The sequence below is a fragment of the Kangiella marina genome (genome assembly GCF_039541235.1).
GTDB lineage: Bacteria > Pseudomonadota > Gammaproteobacteria > Enterobacterales > Kangiellaceae > Kangiella > Kangiella marina.
The window spans coordinates 1,111,114-1,125,294 of record NZ_BAABFV010000001.1 but is presented as its reverse complement, the minus strand read 5'-3'; the positions used below and the strand labels follow the sequence as shown (position 1 = coordinate 1,125,294).

General features: G+C 46.1%; 13 protein-coding genes. 3 read left to right on the top strand and 10 right to left on the bottom strand.

Annotated elements, in window-relative coordinates; genetic code table 11:
- Nucleotides 1-46: 46 nt before the first annotated feature.
- From ilvD to ABD943_RS04930, 7 genes are all read right to left on the bottom strand, one after another.
- Nucleotides 47-1,873: a dihydroxy-acid dehydratase gene (gene ilvD / locus ABD943_RS04960; RefSeq protein ID WP_345292073.1), complete on the bottom strand. Its 1,827-nt coding sequence runs from the start codon at nt 1,871-1,873 to the stop codon at nt 47-49.
- Nucleotides 1,866-2,816, bottom strand: a complete 951-nt coding sequence (locus tag ABD943_RS04955) for a branched-chain amino acid transaminase (protein ID WP_345292072.1) — start codon at nt 2,814-2,816, stop codon at nt 1,866-1,868. The genes ilvD and ABD943_RS04955 overlap by 8 nt, the downstream gene beginning before the upstream one ends.
- Nucleotides 2,803-4,461, bottom strand: coding sequence for a citramalate synthase (cimA, locus tag ABD943_RS04950; protein ID WP_345292071.1), 1,659 nt, complete (start codon nt 4,459-4,461; stop codon nt 2,803-2,805). The genes ABD943_RS04955 and cimA overlap by 14 nt, the downstream gene beginning before the upstream one ends.
- Nucleotides 4,454-4,720, bottom strand: coding sequence for an acetolactate synthase 2 small subunit (gene ilvM / locus ABD943_RS04945; protein ID WP_345292070.1), 267 nt, complete (start codon nt 4,718-4,720; stop codon nt 4,454-4,456). Before ilvM ends, cimA begins: the two co-directional genes overlap by 8 nt.
- 18 nt (nt 4,721-4,738) lie before the next feature.
- The gene (ilvG, locus tag ABD943_RS04940) at nt 4,739-6,439 is read right to left on the bottom strand and encodes an acetolactate synthase 2 catalytic subunit (RefSeq protein WP_345292069.1); all 1,701 of its coding nucleotides are present in this window, start codon (nt 6,437-6,439) and stop codon (nt 4,739-4,741) included.
- 14 nt (nt 6,440-6,453) lie between these two features.
- Nucleotides 6,454-7,470 carry a ketol-acid reductoisomerase gene (ilvC, locus tag ABD943_RS04935; RefSeq protein ID WP_345292068.1) on the bottom strand — a complete coding sequence of 339 codons (1,017 nt, stop codon included), beginning with the start codon at nt 7,468-7,470 and terminating at the stop codon, nt 6,454-6,456.
- 588 nt (nt 7,471-8,058) lie between these two features.
- On the bottom strand, nt 8,059-8,880 hold the full coding sequence (locus tag ABD943_RS04930) for a UDP-2,3-diacylglucosamine diphosphatase (protein WP_345292067.1): 822 nt from the start codon (nt 8,878-8,880) through the stop codon (nt 8,059-8,061).
- Between the two features lie 166 nt (nt 8,881-9,046).
- Here ABD943_RS04930 and ABD943_RS04925 point away from each other — a divergent pair, with 166 nt between their 5' ends.
- Both ABD943_RS04925 and ABD943_RS04920 read left to right on the top strand, forming a co-directional pair.
- Nucleotides 9,047-10,636: a BamA/TamA family outer membrane protein gene (locus ABD943_RS04925; protein WP_345292066.1), complete on the top strand. Its 1,590-nt coding sequence runs from the start codon at nt 9,047-9,049 to the stop codon at nt 10,634-10,636.
- 210 nt (nt 10,637-10,846) lie between these two features.
- Complete coding sequence (locus tag ABD943_RS04920) at nt 10,847-10,981, top strand: hypothetical protein (RefSeq protein ID WP_345292065.1); 135 nt, start codon at nt 10,847-10,849, stop codon at nt 10,979-10,981.
- A 1-nt stretch (nt 10,982) separates the two neighbouring features.
- Here the strand turns inward: ABD943_RS04920 and ABD943_RS04915 are convergent, their stop codons facing one another.
- Complete coding sequence (locus ABD943_RS04915; RefSeq protein ID WP_345292064.1) at nt 10,983-12,068, bottom strand: glycosyltransferase family 9 protein; 1,086 nt, start codon at nt 12,066-12,068, stop codon at nt 10,983-10,985.
- A gap of 84 nt (nt 12,069-12,152) precedes the next feature.
- On the opposite strand from ABD943_RS04915, the gene ABD943_RS04910 reads away from it, so the two are divergent.
- Nucleotides 12,153-12,887 carry a 3-deoxy-D-manno-octulosonic acid kinase gene (locus ABD943_RS04910; RefSeq protein ID WP_345292063.1) on the top strand — a complete coding sequence of 245 codons (735 nt, stop codon included), beginning with the start codon at nt 12,153-12,155 and terminating at the stop codon, nt 12,885-12,887.
- Here the strand turns inward: ABD943_RS04910 and ABD943_RS04905 are convergent.
- Nucleotides 12,884-13,906 carry a hypothetical protein gene (locus tag ABD943_RS04905; protein WP_345292062.1) on the bottom strand — a complete coding sequence of 341 codons (1,023 nt, stop codon included), beginning with the start codon at nt 13,904-13,906 and terminating at the stop codon, nt 12,884-12,886. The two genes, ABD943_RS04910 and ABD943_RS04905, sit on opposite strands and share 4 nt — an antisense overlap.
- Complete coding sequence (locus tag ABD943_RS04900) at nt 13,893-14,159, bottom strand: twin transmembrane helix small protein (RefSeq protein WP_345292061.1); 267 nt, start codon at nt 14,157-14,159, stop codon at nt 13,893-13,895. Before ABD943_RS04900 ends, ABD943_RS04905 begins: the two co-directional genes overlap by 14 nt.
- Nucleotides 14,160-14,181: the final 22 nt, after the last annotated feature.

Here is a 14,181-nt window from a genome sequence, read left to right as displayed (position 1 = left end):
TAAGTTATCAATAGACTTATCAGCCTTACTTTATTGTAGTATGAGTCTAAACGACTCTAGCCGCTCCTTTGTCCGCACTTAAGGCATGTTTTGCATAGACTTTCAGCGCGGTTGAAACTAAACGTTTGCGTGATGTGGGTTGCCAGCCAATGGTCGAGCGTTGTTCGCGACGAATCTCAAGCTGCTTATCATCAACATTAAGTTCCAGTAACCGCTTTGGAATATCAATGGTTATGGTGTCACCGTCTTCCACTAAACCTATAAGACCTTGACTGGCGGCTTCTGGCGAGACGTGGCCTATCGACAAGCCTGATGTGCCACCAGAAAAGCGACCATCGGTGATGAGTGCACAGTCTTGATCGAGTCCCTTCGATTTAAGATAACTGGTTGGGTAGAGCATTTCCTGCATTCCCGGCCCACCTGATGGACCCTCATAACGGATCACCACAACATCGCCTTTTTGGATTTGATTGGTAAGGATTGCTTCAACGGCACTGTCTTGACTTTCAAAGACACGAGCAGGCCCACTGAAGGTTAAGTGCTTATCGGGAACTGCTGCAGTTTTAATGATACTGCCGTTAGGTGCCAGATTACCGTACATCACAGCAAGCCCGCCGTCCTTACTGTAGGCATTCTGAATATTGCGAACACAACCACGCTCACGATCTATATCGAGCGAGTCATACAAGCAGCTTTGGCTGAAAGCTTTTTGTGTGGGAATACCTGCCGGGCCAGCGCGATACAGTTTTTTTATGGCCGTATTTTCTGTGGTAATGACATCCCAATCATCAATCAGCTTACTGATGGGTTTTTGTAATACTGTCGGCTGACTGAGGTTGAGTAGATTGCCACGTTTTAATTCACCAAGAATAGCCATCACGCCACCCGCACGATGAACATCTTCCATGTGGTAGTCTTTGGTCGCTGGGGCAACTTTACACAAATTAGGCACTTGGCGAGACAAGCGATCAATGTCTTGCATGGTGAAGTCGACCTCACCTTCGTGCGCTGCTGCTAAAAGGTGCAGTACCGTATTGGTCGAGCCGCCCATGGCAATATCCAAACTCATGGCGTTGAGAAAGGATTTACGGTTGGCGATATTGCGTGGCAAAACGGATTCATCATTGTCGTGATAATAACTCTTGCACAGCTCAACGATTTGACGACCAGCTTTTAAAAATAATTGTTCGCGTGCGGAGTGTGTGGCGAGTAATGAACCGTTACCGGGTAACGCGAGGCCAAGTGCTTCGGTTAGACAGTTCATGGAGTTGGCAGTAAACATGCCTGAACAAGAGCCGCAGGTTGGGCAGGCGCTACGTTCTATCTGTTCGCTGTCTTGGTCACTCACCGATTGGTCAGCGCCAGCAACCATAGCATCGACCAGATCAAGCTTAATCAGCTGATCAGACAGTTTGGTTTTACCCGCTTCCATTGGCCCCCCAGAGACGAAAATAACAGGGATATTTAAGCGCATTGCAGCGAGTAACATTCCCGGCGTAATTTTGTCGCAGTTTGAAATACACACTAACGCATCGGCGCAATGGGCGTTTACCATGTACTCAACCGAGTCGGCAATTATTTCGCGGGACGGTAGTGAGTAGAGCATGCCGTCGTGACCCATGGCAATGCCATCATCAACGGCGATGGTGTTGAACTCTTTGGCAATACCGCCAGCTTGTTCGATTTCTCGCGCAACAAGCTGCCCCATATCTTTTAAATGCACATGACCTGGTACAAACTGAGTAAAGGAGTTACAAACTGCGATAATCGGTTTGCCGAAGTCATTATCTTTAACCCCGGTCGCTCGCCATAGCGCACGAGCCCCCGCCATGTTTCTACCGTGAGTGGATGTTTTCGAACGATAATCAGGCATATACTTTATCCTCAACACCTTCAACACACTCAAGCCAGCCATGGTCATCTGGAGTTGTGCCTTTAAATAAACCAAAGAAAGCGTGTTGCAGGTGTTCTGTGATCGGCCCTCGTGATCCAGAACCAATAGCAAGGTCATCAACACTTTTGATTGGAACAATTTCTGCGGCAGTTCCTGTCATGAAGGCTTCATCAGCTAAATACAGGGCTTCACGAGTCATGTTTTGTTCGATGACTTGATAACCCATCTGACGCGCCAGTTGCATGACCGTATCCCGCGTAATCCCGGGCAAGATAGAAGCGGTAAAGGGAGGCGTATACAAGGTGTTATTTTTAATCACAAACACATTCTCCCCAGAGCCCTCCGAGATATAACCGTTGACATCAAGCGCGATTCCTTCGACGTAACCTTTGCGCGTTGCTTCCTCAACAATCAACTGAGAAGAAAGATAGTTTCCTCCGGCTTTAGCGGCCGCAGGGATGGTGTTTGGTGCGACGCGGTTCCATGAAGAAATACAGACATCAACGCCCTGTTCGATGGATTCATTGCCGAGGTATGAGTCCCAAGGGAATGCGGCGATAGAAACCTCAACGGGATTGTGTTGTGGATTAACCCCAATCGAGCCATAGCCAAAAAATGCAACAGGTCGTAAATAAGCATTTCGCAAATCATTTTGACTGACCACTTGATGGCAGGCTGTCAAAAATTCATCAAAGGAGTAGGGGATGCTCATGCGATAAATTTTAGCTGAAAGATAGAGACGCTCGACATGCTCTCGTAGACGAAAGAAAGCCGGTCCCTTACTGGTTTCATAACAGCGAATACCTTCAAACACAGAAGATCCATAATGAATGGCATGGCTCAGAACATGAACCTGCGCATCTTGCCAAGGTATGGTTTTACCGTTAAACCAGATGTATTTCGGTGGATTAAGTGTTGCCATGATTTGTGACCTCTCTAAAATTTTTGCTGCTTAGCGACTGGGTTTGTGCCGCTTCGGTTAATATGTCGTATTTAATTAAAAACAGTTGGTAACTATCGAGTAGTGCCTGAGCACTGGCTTTGATGATGTTGTCGGAACACCCGATGGTGGCCCAGTGCTCTTCTTTGCAAGTCGATTGAATCCAAACCCTCGTCGTAGCCGCTGAAGCTTTTTCAGGATTTAAAATAGAAACCTTGTAATCAGTCAGTTTGAGCTGATTAATCTGCGGATAAAACATGGCCAATGCTTTTTTAAGAGCAAGATTTAAGGCATCAACCGGCCCAGAAGCTTCTTCGACTACATGAGCGATGCGGTTTTTAACGCGAACTGTTACCATAGCGGTACAAGGTTCAACGGGGTTGCGTGCCGGGATATTGAGATCATTCACATTGATCTGAATATTAAGAACCGTAAAGTAGGGGCGGTAAGTGTCTTCTTGTTGACGCACGATCATTTCAAAAGAGCCCGATGCATTTTCGAGCGTTAGGCCGGTCTCTTCTAAAGACTTAATACTGTCGAGTACTTGTTTAAAATTACGCGACACATCTAGCCCTAGCTTTTTAGCTTGTAACTGAACGTTAGACTTTCCAGAAAGCTCTGAAATTGTGATGTCTCGTTGGTTACCGACGAGCTCTGGATGGATATGTTCATAGGTTTTACTCGACTTAGCTATCGCTGCGACATGGATTCCGCCTTTATGACTAAAGGCATGAGTCCCCACGTAAGCGGCATCGTCCTTTAAAGGGATATTGGCAATATCAGCGACTTGCTTTGCCAAAAACGACAGCTGCTGCGTTTCAACGGCTGAATGAAAGCTAAATCGATCCTTGTAGCATGGCTTTAAGGATAGACTGGCTATGATCGGGATTAGATTGGCGTTACCGCAGCGCTCGCCATAGCCATTAACCGTCCCTTGGACTAAAGACACGCCAGCAGACACGGCAGACAAACTGTTGGCAACGGCAACTTCGCAGTCGTTATGGCAATGAATACCCAGCGACAACAACGGAAACCTGGCTTTAACTTGCGCCACAATATCCGCTATTTCATGCGGCATGGTGCCGCCATTGGTATCGCAAAGAGTGACATTATCAACACCTGCGTTTATGGCGACTTGTAAACATTGATAGGCGTAGTCAGGACTGTCATTGAAGCCATCAAAAAAATGCTCAGCATCTAAAATAACTTCACGCTGCTCGTGTTTAAAGAGCGTGATGCTGTCGAAGATCATCGCCAAGTTTTCACTCAAATCCGTGCGCAACACGGTCTCGACATGATAGCGCCAGAATTTACTGACAAGCGCAACCACTGGCGTTTGCGCAGCGAGTAGAGATTGGATTTGTTGATCATCATCAACGCTTACCGATGGTTTACGTGTCGCGCCAAAAGCGACCAGCTTGGCATGCTTTAACCCTAAGCTTTTAGCATGACGAAAGTAGGCTTCATCCTTAGGGTTCGAGCCGGGCCAGCCGCCTTCGATATAGTCAACACCAAAGTCATCCAGTAACTGGGTGATTTTCAGTTTGTCCTGTAGGGAAAAACTGATCCCTTTGTATTGAGCGCCATCCCGCAAAGTGGTGTCGTAAAGCAATAGTGATTTACTCATTGCCAAGACAGCTCCTCAGTCGTGATGGAGCCGACTGATGTACTTCAACCACATCGACCAATTTGTGCAGTTGATGATAAAGATTATCAATGCTGCGCTCGCTGCTCAGTTGCAAGGTTACGCTCATGCCATTCTCCAAGCTTTCATCGCGAGCCAGACAGTAATTCACCTTAAAGCCACGATGCCTGATGAGGCGCAAAATCCGTTCAAGACTTCCGGTTGATTGGCGTACGATAATTTTGAATGTATTAGTACTCATAATCTGCTTCCTCAAGGGTTATTCCGCAAAGCTTTCTTCGATATAGTCGGCATTACTTTTGCCGGGCGGCACTAGTGGCCAAACGTTGTCATCTGGGTTGATCGATACATGCAGTAAGTAGCTGTCATCATTTGCCAGAAAATCATCCAAGGCAGCCTCCACTTCCGATGATTGGCTAATACTGTGACTGCGGATACCAAAGGCGTTGGCAATCTCAGCAAAGTTTGGATTGTCAGAGAGATCCACTTCACTAAAGCGCTGCTCAAAAAATAAGTTTTGCCACTGACGGACCATGCCAAGACGTTGGTTATCGAGCAGCAATATTTTGACCGCAATGCCATAACGTTTTAGCGTCGCCAGCTCTTGAATATTCATCATGATCGAGCCATCTCCAGAAACATTGATGACGGTGAAGTCAGGGTTGGCGAACTTAGCGCCAAGAGCAGCAGGAAGGCCGTAACCCATCGCGCCTAGGCCGCCACTGCTTAAGTGATGACGACTGGAGTTGAATTGCATATGTTGGGCTACCCACATCTGGTGCTGGCCAACGTCACAGGTGACAATGGCCTTGCTTTGGCTGCAACGTGCGGATAGGTTTTTCAGCAACGAAGGGGCGTAGATGCTGGAAAAAGGAGCGTCGTAACGGAATGCCAGCTGCTCTTTATTGTGCAAGCATTGATAGCGCCAGTGATGAGCTGTTTGCTGTGAAAAACTAGTTTCCAATCTATCTGCCAACGCCGTGAGGATGTCATGCATGTCGCCGACCAGACTAACGTCGGCTCGGCGCAGCTTACTCACTTCAGCGTGATCACAGTCGATATGGATGACTTTGGCGCGTGGCGCAAACTGTTGTAAATCACCGGTAGCGCGATCATCCAAGCGAGCACCAGCGACCAATAACAGATCGCAATCTTGTACTGCGGTATTCGCAGCCTTGGTGCCATGCATCCCTAGCATCCCTAAGTTGTAAGGGTGTGAGCTCGGCACTGAGCCGATACCTTTTAAGGTCGTCACTGTCGGTAATTTAAAGCGCTCGATCATCGAGGTCAGCAACTCAGAGCATCGCGCTAAATCAACTCCGCCACCAGCGTAAACCAGCGGTTGCTTACTGGCTGTGAGTAAGTGGGCCGCTTGCATCAACTGAACCTGATTCACGGAGCCGAAGGTTGAAGAAAGGGCTTTGGGGCGCATCTCTTCACAAAAGGCTAAACTGGTCGCTGGCATGGTTGCCATCTGAACATCTTTGGCAATATCAATCAGCACAGGCCCAGGGCGGCCGCTTTGCGCGAGCTGGATGGCTTCGTTGAGCATGTGAGGAAAATCCTCAATGCGAGTGACCAAGTAGCTGTGTTTCACGACCGACAACGATAAACCATAAGTGTCGATTTCCTGAAAAGCATCGGTACCAATTAGATTCGATGCGACTTGACCTGTAATCGCGAGCAAAGGAACGGAATCCATTTGTGCGTTGGCGATGCCGGTAATTAAGTTGGTCGCGCCAGGGCCTGAGGTGGCGAGGCAAACGCCAAGCCGCCCACTGGAGCGAGCGTAACCATCCGCCGCGAACACCGCGCCTTGTTCATGGCGACAAAGTACATGCTTCACACCACTACCAAGCAAGGCATCATACACCGGCATAATGGCGCCACCGGGATAACCGAAAACCGTATCGACCTGATGATCTTTCAAGGTCTTTATTAAATAATCTGCACCACGCATAAGTATCACCTTCGTTAGTTAATGGTTTGATCAACCAACGGTTTTTTCTTGATCCAAGGCATCATGCCGCGCAGTTTTTCACCAACCACTTCAATTTGATGCTCTGAGTGTGAGTGACGCAGCTTGTGTAAGGTTTGGTAGTTGTTGCGACAGTCATCAACATACTCTTTGGCGAATTGACCGCTTTGAATTTCAGCCAAGATATTTTTCATCGACTGCTTGGTGTCTTCTGTCACTAAGCGATTACCACGAGTTAAATCGCCATACTCAGCTGTGTTGGAGATTGAGTAACGCATGGTGTTGATGCCGCCTTCGTACATCAAATCGACGATAAGCTTGAGTTCGTGCAAGCATTCGAAATAAGCCATCTCTGGCGAGTACCCAGCTTCAACCAAGGTTTCAAAACCCGCTTGAACAAGTGCTGCTGTACCGCCGCAGAGAACTGCTTGCTCGCCGAACAAGTCAGTTTCGGTTTCTTCTTTGAAACTGGTTTCAATAACCCCAGCACGTCCGCCGCCAATAGCGCTGGCGTAGGCATAGGCTAACTCTTTGGTATCGCCAGTCACGTCTTGATGAACGGCAACTAAGCAAGGAACGCCGCTACCTTCAGCGTAAGTCGAGCGAACGGTGTGTCCGGGGCCTTTCGGCGCGACCATGAAAACGTTAATGTCGTCGCGAGGAGTGATTTGATTGAAGTGGATATTGAAGCCATGAGCAAAGCCTAAACTGGCGCCAGGTTTGAGGTGTGGTTCGAGATAGTCTTGGTAAACCTCTGGTTGATTCTCATCAGGCAGCATCATCATCACTAAGTCGGCATCTTTGATCGCTTCTTCCAGTGTTGCGCCTGAGATCTTGCTGCGTTTTAATTTCTCAAAAGTTGATGATCCTTGTCGTAGCGCCACAGTAACCTCAAAGCCGCTGTCTTTAAGGTTATTTGAGTGAGCGAAACCTTGTGAGCCATAGCCTAAAATGACCAGCTTTTTTCCATTAAGCGCTTCAGTGTTGATATCTTTGTCGTACATTACTTTCATAATTGCTCCAATGTTGAATCGTGTTGTGTCTCAATAGTGTTGTTAAAAAATCGTGTGTAAAAAAAAGCCCCCGGACTTTTCAGTGCGGGGGCTTCGGTTGTTAGTTGACTTTTCTCAGCTCAATAACGCCCCCGTTGCGGTAATAAAATCACCACAATAATTAAGACGATAATGACTGAGTTAAGTATGTTCATAATGGTTAAAAGCGTTGCAAACGTTTGGGCCTGTTTGATTAGTGTTGACGACGTTTGTTTCTGCTGTGTTTTCCTCTTTCTCTTTCTGCTTCTGTTTCTCTAGGTGATGTTTTATCTGGGCCAAAAAAAAGCCCCCGGACTTTTCAGTTCGAGGGCTTCGTTATTCGTTGTGTATCTAACTCACGCGCGCCCTCGTTGCGGTAATAAAATCACCACAATCACGTTAATCACGATTAAGCTCTTGGCGAGCAGGTTTAGGGCTTTGTTCAACATCAGTTTAGTTTTTCACAATATTTGCCTCAGTGCTTGAGTCGAGACTAACACAGTATTTTCGTTTTGCAAATATATTGTAGATATTTGCTGTCTGGTCTGATATCTCCTATAACCATTAGCTCTAAAGGGCTTCGCGGGAGTCGATCACTAAGTCAGGAACTTCTTTAAGCACATACTCTTGCCGTAGCTGGTGCCAGTCGAGTATCGATAAGTGGCCATCTTGATCTTCTACAAGCGCGGTACAACTCTCTACCCAGTCACCATCATTGTAGTATTCAATACCGTTGAATTGGCGGATTTCAGCATGATGAATATGGCCACAAACAATACCATCAGCATGGTGCTTTTTAGCGTGCTCAGAAGCAATCTCTTCAAACTGTGAGATGTAGCTGACGGCGTTCTTGACCTTCATTTTAAGGTGCGCCGAGAGCGACCAATAGTCTTTACCAAACTTTTGTCTGAATACATTAATGGGGCGATTGAGCTTGAGCAAAAATTCATATAAGTGATCGCCCACGGTGGCGAGCCAAGGCGTAAAACGCATCACGTTATCAAAAATATCGCCATGCAAAATTAATAGCTTCTTTCCTTGAGCGGTGACATGAATATCCTCTTCAACAATTTTAACGCTACCAAGCGACATGCTGGAAAAATCGCGAATAAGGGAGTCGTGGTTGCCGGGGATAAAAATGACGTCGCAACCTTTTCGAGCTTTGCGCAGAATTTTTTGAACGACATCATTATGATGTTGTGGCCAATACCAACGGTTTTTGAGTCGCCAACAATCGATAATGTCACCCACTAAGTAAAGCTTGTCACATTCAATATGCTTGAGAAACTCCAACAGAAGGTCTGCTTGGCATCCTTTGCTGCCAAGGTGGATATCCGATATCCAGATGGTGCGGTAGTGCGTTTTAGGGTTATGGCTAGCGGGTAATGTCATTGAGCTTACCTCATCTATGGCTTGCAGTAACGGTAACAAGTTAATGTGACGCTTCTATGACCCTCAACCTACATTTTGATGTACTTTGCAGACTCAATGACAGTTATTTGGGAAAATATTGGATATACATTATGATGTTATTGACCGATAAGAATATAAGGAATTTATGCGATTAATTTTTGGCATCCTATTGCTGGTAGGCAATATGGCTGCGCTAGCTCAAAAGGATAATCCAGAAGGATATCTGATCAGCGATATAGAGATCGTGATCCATCCTATTTTCAGCGAAGAAGAACGTACCGGTTGGATTTATCAGACTGCCGACGAACTTCATATTGATACCAAGCCTTATGTCATTGAGCGATTGTTGCCCTTTAAAAAAGGCGAAAGGGTCAATAAACGCTTGCTCAAAGAAGCCGGACGTATTTTAAGACGTCAGGGTTTTTTGCGTGATGCTAAAGTCAGCTGGCGTCCTGCGGAAAGTGGCGAGGGGCTTCATGTCAAAGTCGAGACGTGGGAAACGTGGACGCTGGTACCGACGGTCGATATTAATCGCGAAGGTGGTGTCACCGAGTATGCCTATGGTATTGAGGATGATAACCTGTTGGGGCATGGTCTACGCGCTACCTTAGAGTATTTTAAAGAAGATGACCGCTCCGGCTATACCCTGGTCTTAGCTTCTGATGTTTCTACTGAGCATCATGTCCAAACTGCTATCGCATTATCCAATAACTCTGATGGCGAGCAGTATTCACTCTCTGTTCGTAAGCCTTTCTATACGTTACAAGATACTTGGGCAGCTGGCGCGTTTTTTAACTCTCAGCGCTTAAGAGACACGATTTACAGTAATGATGAGGCGGTCAATATTTTCGAGCAGGATATTGAGCAGTATGACGTGTCTTATGGTATTTCCCAAGGACTGGTTGATGGGCATTCGTTGCGATATTCGGCCGGTTTAAGTAAAGATCGCAATCACTTTGAGCCGCTGACAGATACGACTTTATTACCTTATGATCGTGGTTTGGAGTATTTTTGGTTAGGACTGGAATATCAAAAAGATGAATTTATTCAGACTAAGAATTTGTATTTGATAGGTCGTACCGAAGATGTACAGTTTGGTTGGTATCATCGCTTAAGACTGGGTTATAACACCAGTGAGCTGGGTAAAGATAAAGGTCTCGTTGGTTTTTGGAAGGGGCGTTATGTGGTCAAGCCGCATGAGGACCATTTATTCCATTTTTTCGCCAGCGCGAGTTCAGAAGGTGATAGCTTTGACGATGTCGGTAATTACTTGGGTAAAACCTCTTATTACGGCGTGGGCCTAGAGCATTTCTACCACTCCAGCGAGGAACATATCCTTTATAGCCGGTTGCAGTATCGCGGTGCAGACAACGCTTATATTGATCGCCCGATTTCGCTCGGCGGCGAGTCTGGACTGCGTGGTTATCCGCTTGAGTATCAGCATGGGGAAGAGAGTGTTTTGTTGAATCTGGAGAAGCGGTATTACCCGGGTACGACTTGGTTCAAGTTATTGAATGTGGGGTATGCCGCCTTTATCGATGCTGGACGAGCCAGCGGCGACAGTCCCTACATTAATCAAGAAGCCGGTACCTTAGTCAGTGCTGGGGTTGGCTTGCGTTTATTTATTGCCCGCTCCAGCGGCAGGAAGGTGATTAATGTCGATCTTGCTTCCCCCGTTAACTCTGAGTTTTTGGATGGTGTTGAACTCAGCATCACATTAAAGGCAAGTTTTTAAGTTGCGAAAGATAAAAGAGTATTTGAGTATCGACATACTTCGACACTATTTGATGCTAACCCTTTGAAATTCTCTTCTACTGTCAGTGTAAGACACAGCTATTTACATTTATAAACACACGCTTCACTAAAAATAGTGTTTGATAAAGCTATGGACTGAAGGGAAGTATGTGTGACTTCAGTGAACTTATCATTCAATAGGGGAATGAACATGAAACAGAATAGCAAACTAAGCACTGAAATTGACAATGATTACGAGTACGACGCTGAAGAGATCTTTTTGGACGTCTGCAAAGCGTTGGTGGCAATCGTTCTAATTGGCATGGTGTTATACGCAGCCATTTAGCCTAGCTCTCGTTGGGTGATTCACTTAAAGGCTGCTCAAGTCCATAAAAATCAATGGCTTGAACTATGAGCTCTTGAACCTGCTCAACCTTGATATGGTTCATCAAATCATGCCCTTTTAAGCGATAACCCCATGGGATCTTGTCTGGCTCAAGCTGCAACTCTTTGCAGGCCAAAGGGGTGTAAGCATCAGCGATAAAGCGCTGATACAGATAGGGGCCAGTACGCTTCGGGTTGCTGTGTGCGTAAAGACCAATAACCGGTGTGTTTTGAGTAACGGCCATGTGCGCCGGACCAGAGTCAGGAGCGATGACCAGCTGGGCTTTTTGTAAGGTTAGCAGTAACTGCTTTAAATCCGTCTGCCCAGCAAGATTGATGGTGTAAGCTCTGGAAGCTGTCGATATCTCCGCACAAAGTTGCTTTTCGAAGCTGGTGGGGCCGCCAGTCAGTAATACTTGGTAGCCAAGTTGGTGGCAAAAGTCTGAAATCGCGGTGTAGCGCTCAGTACTCCAGTTACGTTCGACTTTGCTGGCCGCTGGCGAAATCACTATGAAGGGTTCTTTTGGCAAAAAATTTGTCGCCCATGCTTTAGCTTCATGCGGAATAGGGATATCCCACGTTGGTAACGCCTCTTCTACGCCAACAGCTCGCACGAAATCACGAAAACCATCCAACACATGATAACCACGACTATCGCTAATATGTTCGTTAACACATAGAGAATGCAGCTCTTTACAACGCTCTTTGGCAAAACCTATCTTAGTCTTCGCGGGAATAAAAAACGCTGCTAAATTCGCCCGAAAAGCCAGCTGCATATGCAATAAAACATCAAACTGGCGCCCCTTCATGTCTGCTCGAAGTTGCTGATAAGCTTTCCAGCCCAAGCTTTTATCGAACACGATAAATTCGATTCCGGGCAGATCGCCTATTAATTTTTGCTCAATTTTTCCGATAATCCAGGTGATCTTCGCCTCAGGGTAAGTGCGCTGCAAAGCTTGCACGGATGATACAGCATGGCATACGTCGCCAATCGCTGAGAGGCGCAAGATGCAAAACGACTGAGGTTGTTCAGGGGGTGTTGTTAACAAAAGGTACACCTGGGAAAGTTATGGTTACTTCAGATTTTAATGTATAGTATCTCATAAACCAACCGCATCTTTGATTGAGTTTGCGTGAAAATTCAACAAGTTGATAATCGCCGCTACCTAGTAGCGATCAAAAAATACCGTGATGAGGTTTCAAAGGATTGGTTTGACCCGCAACAACTGCAAAGCAATGACGAAGTTATTGGTCAGTCTGTAGGACGCAGTACCACCTATTTTTTTGAGAAAGCTGGTAAGCATTTCGTACTTAGGAAATATTTCCGTGGCGGCCTATTGTCCAAATGGGTAGAGGATAGTTATTTCTATTTAGGGGTGCGTCGAACTCGGGCCTACCTTGAACAGGCCATGTTAAAGAAGATGCGCAAACTTCAGCTCCCAGTTCCTGAGCCAGTCGCTTTGCTGATCAGCAAAAAGGGTTTACTGTATCGGGCCTCGATCATTATTCGTCTGATCAAAAACTCCAGAGATTTGTTTCATATTCTTCGTGAGCGAGCGCTTACTGACAGTGAGTGGATTCAAGTCGGTGCCTTAATCAAGCAGTTCCATGATCAGGGTGTTTATCACTCGGACTTGAATATTCACAATATCTTGATGGATGATGAGGGAGCTTTGTGGCTGATTGACTTCGATAAAGGGCGTTTTGTTGAACCTAATGCTTCAAACCTTGAGTCAAACTTGAGCCGACTACAGCGCTCTCTCGATAAAGAAAGCAAAAAATGGCCACAGTTTCATTGGCGTGCGCCTGACTGGGACTTGTTTATGACGGGTTATGAGCAGGCGCAGAGTCAAAAGTCGGGCGACTAAAGCGAAATGAGTGCCCGCATCAGGGCAAACACCATGATAAAACTAAACACAAAACTATAGACAATACTAAAAGTAATAAACTTGAACAGTGTCCAAGAGTGACCTTGCTTGTAGAAGCGTTTCATTGAAAGGTAGAGATAGACTAGGGTCCAGATCAGAAGCGCCCAGCCCAGAGGGACGTAATCCAACCAACCAATAGCCTCCACCAACTGATGCCAGCCTAAGTAAAATAAGATCGCGGCGAACATGAAACTATGAGAATGGATCAGTAATACCAAGTGTTCAACGTATAAATGCGAGCGTCTGATATACAGAATCTTGAGTGCCAGAGCCAAAAGCGGCAAACACAGTAAAAACGTCTGTGGTAGTGATTCGATAGAACTTTGCACAATTGACAACCAGAACTGTGCCTTAACTTGTCCTTGTTTCTCCACAGGAAGATATTGAATATCTAAGTATGCCTCGCACAGGATACCCAGTTTACGATCAAAATAATCATCGAGCGCTGGCGGCCAGACAAGAATCATGTCATCCGAATTTTTACAGTCTTTTGCGAAGTCATCCTCTGTCGTCTGCTGAGTCGCAATCGCTTCGGCAACCTGACTATTATCAAGTTTGATCTCTGCTTTGGTTTCTTCATCGAGTAAAGGGTTGGCGTCGACAGCCTTATTGAGTTCTTGTTCGACCGCTGGCTGGTTAGCGATGTCTAAATTGGTAAGATTGAAGCCACCAAAAGAGGTTAACAAGAAAAAGACGATGGATAAGAAAATATACAGCCGGATAGGCGTAACATAATGGTTGTGGTGATGGGCGTTACGAAAGTAATCTAATGTTAATGAAGCCGGGCGACATAAGGCTTTAGCGGTTTTATAAGCCTTAGAATCATAGCCAAACCAGTTCTCTATAAATTCCCACAACAGTTCGCGCACACTGCGGTGCGGCCGGAAGGTTTTCTGACCACACTGTTGGCAGTACTTCTGTGGTTTCTGAGCGAGCTCTGTGCTATCAGTTTGACTCATCAGTGGTTTCGTCCACAACACTCTCTTGGCTCGTATCAACGGGTAGAACACCTTTTCGCATGTTGATAACGCCGTAATGATCCAGTAACAAAACAACGATAAAGAGCAGTAAGCTTAGTCCGATTCGCCAGCTAAGGCTTTTGACCAATTTTCGACTGTTTTCTTCGCCACCCTTGTTGAGGAAGAATAAACCACGAAAAAGGCTGAATAATATAGCCAGCATTAATATAATAACGACAACTTTAACCCACATAATGTGCTCTACGACTGCTTTG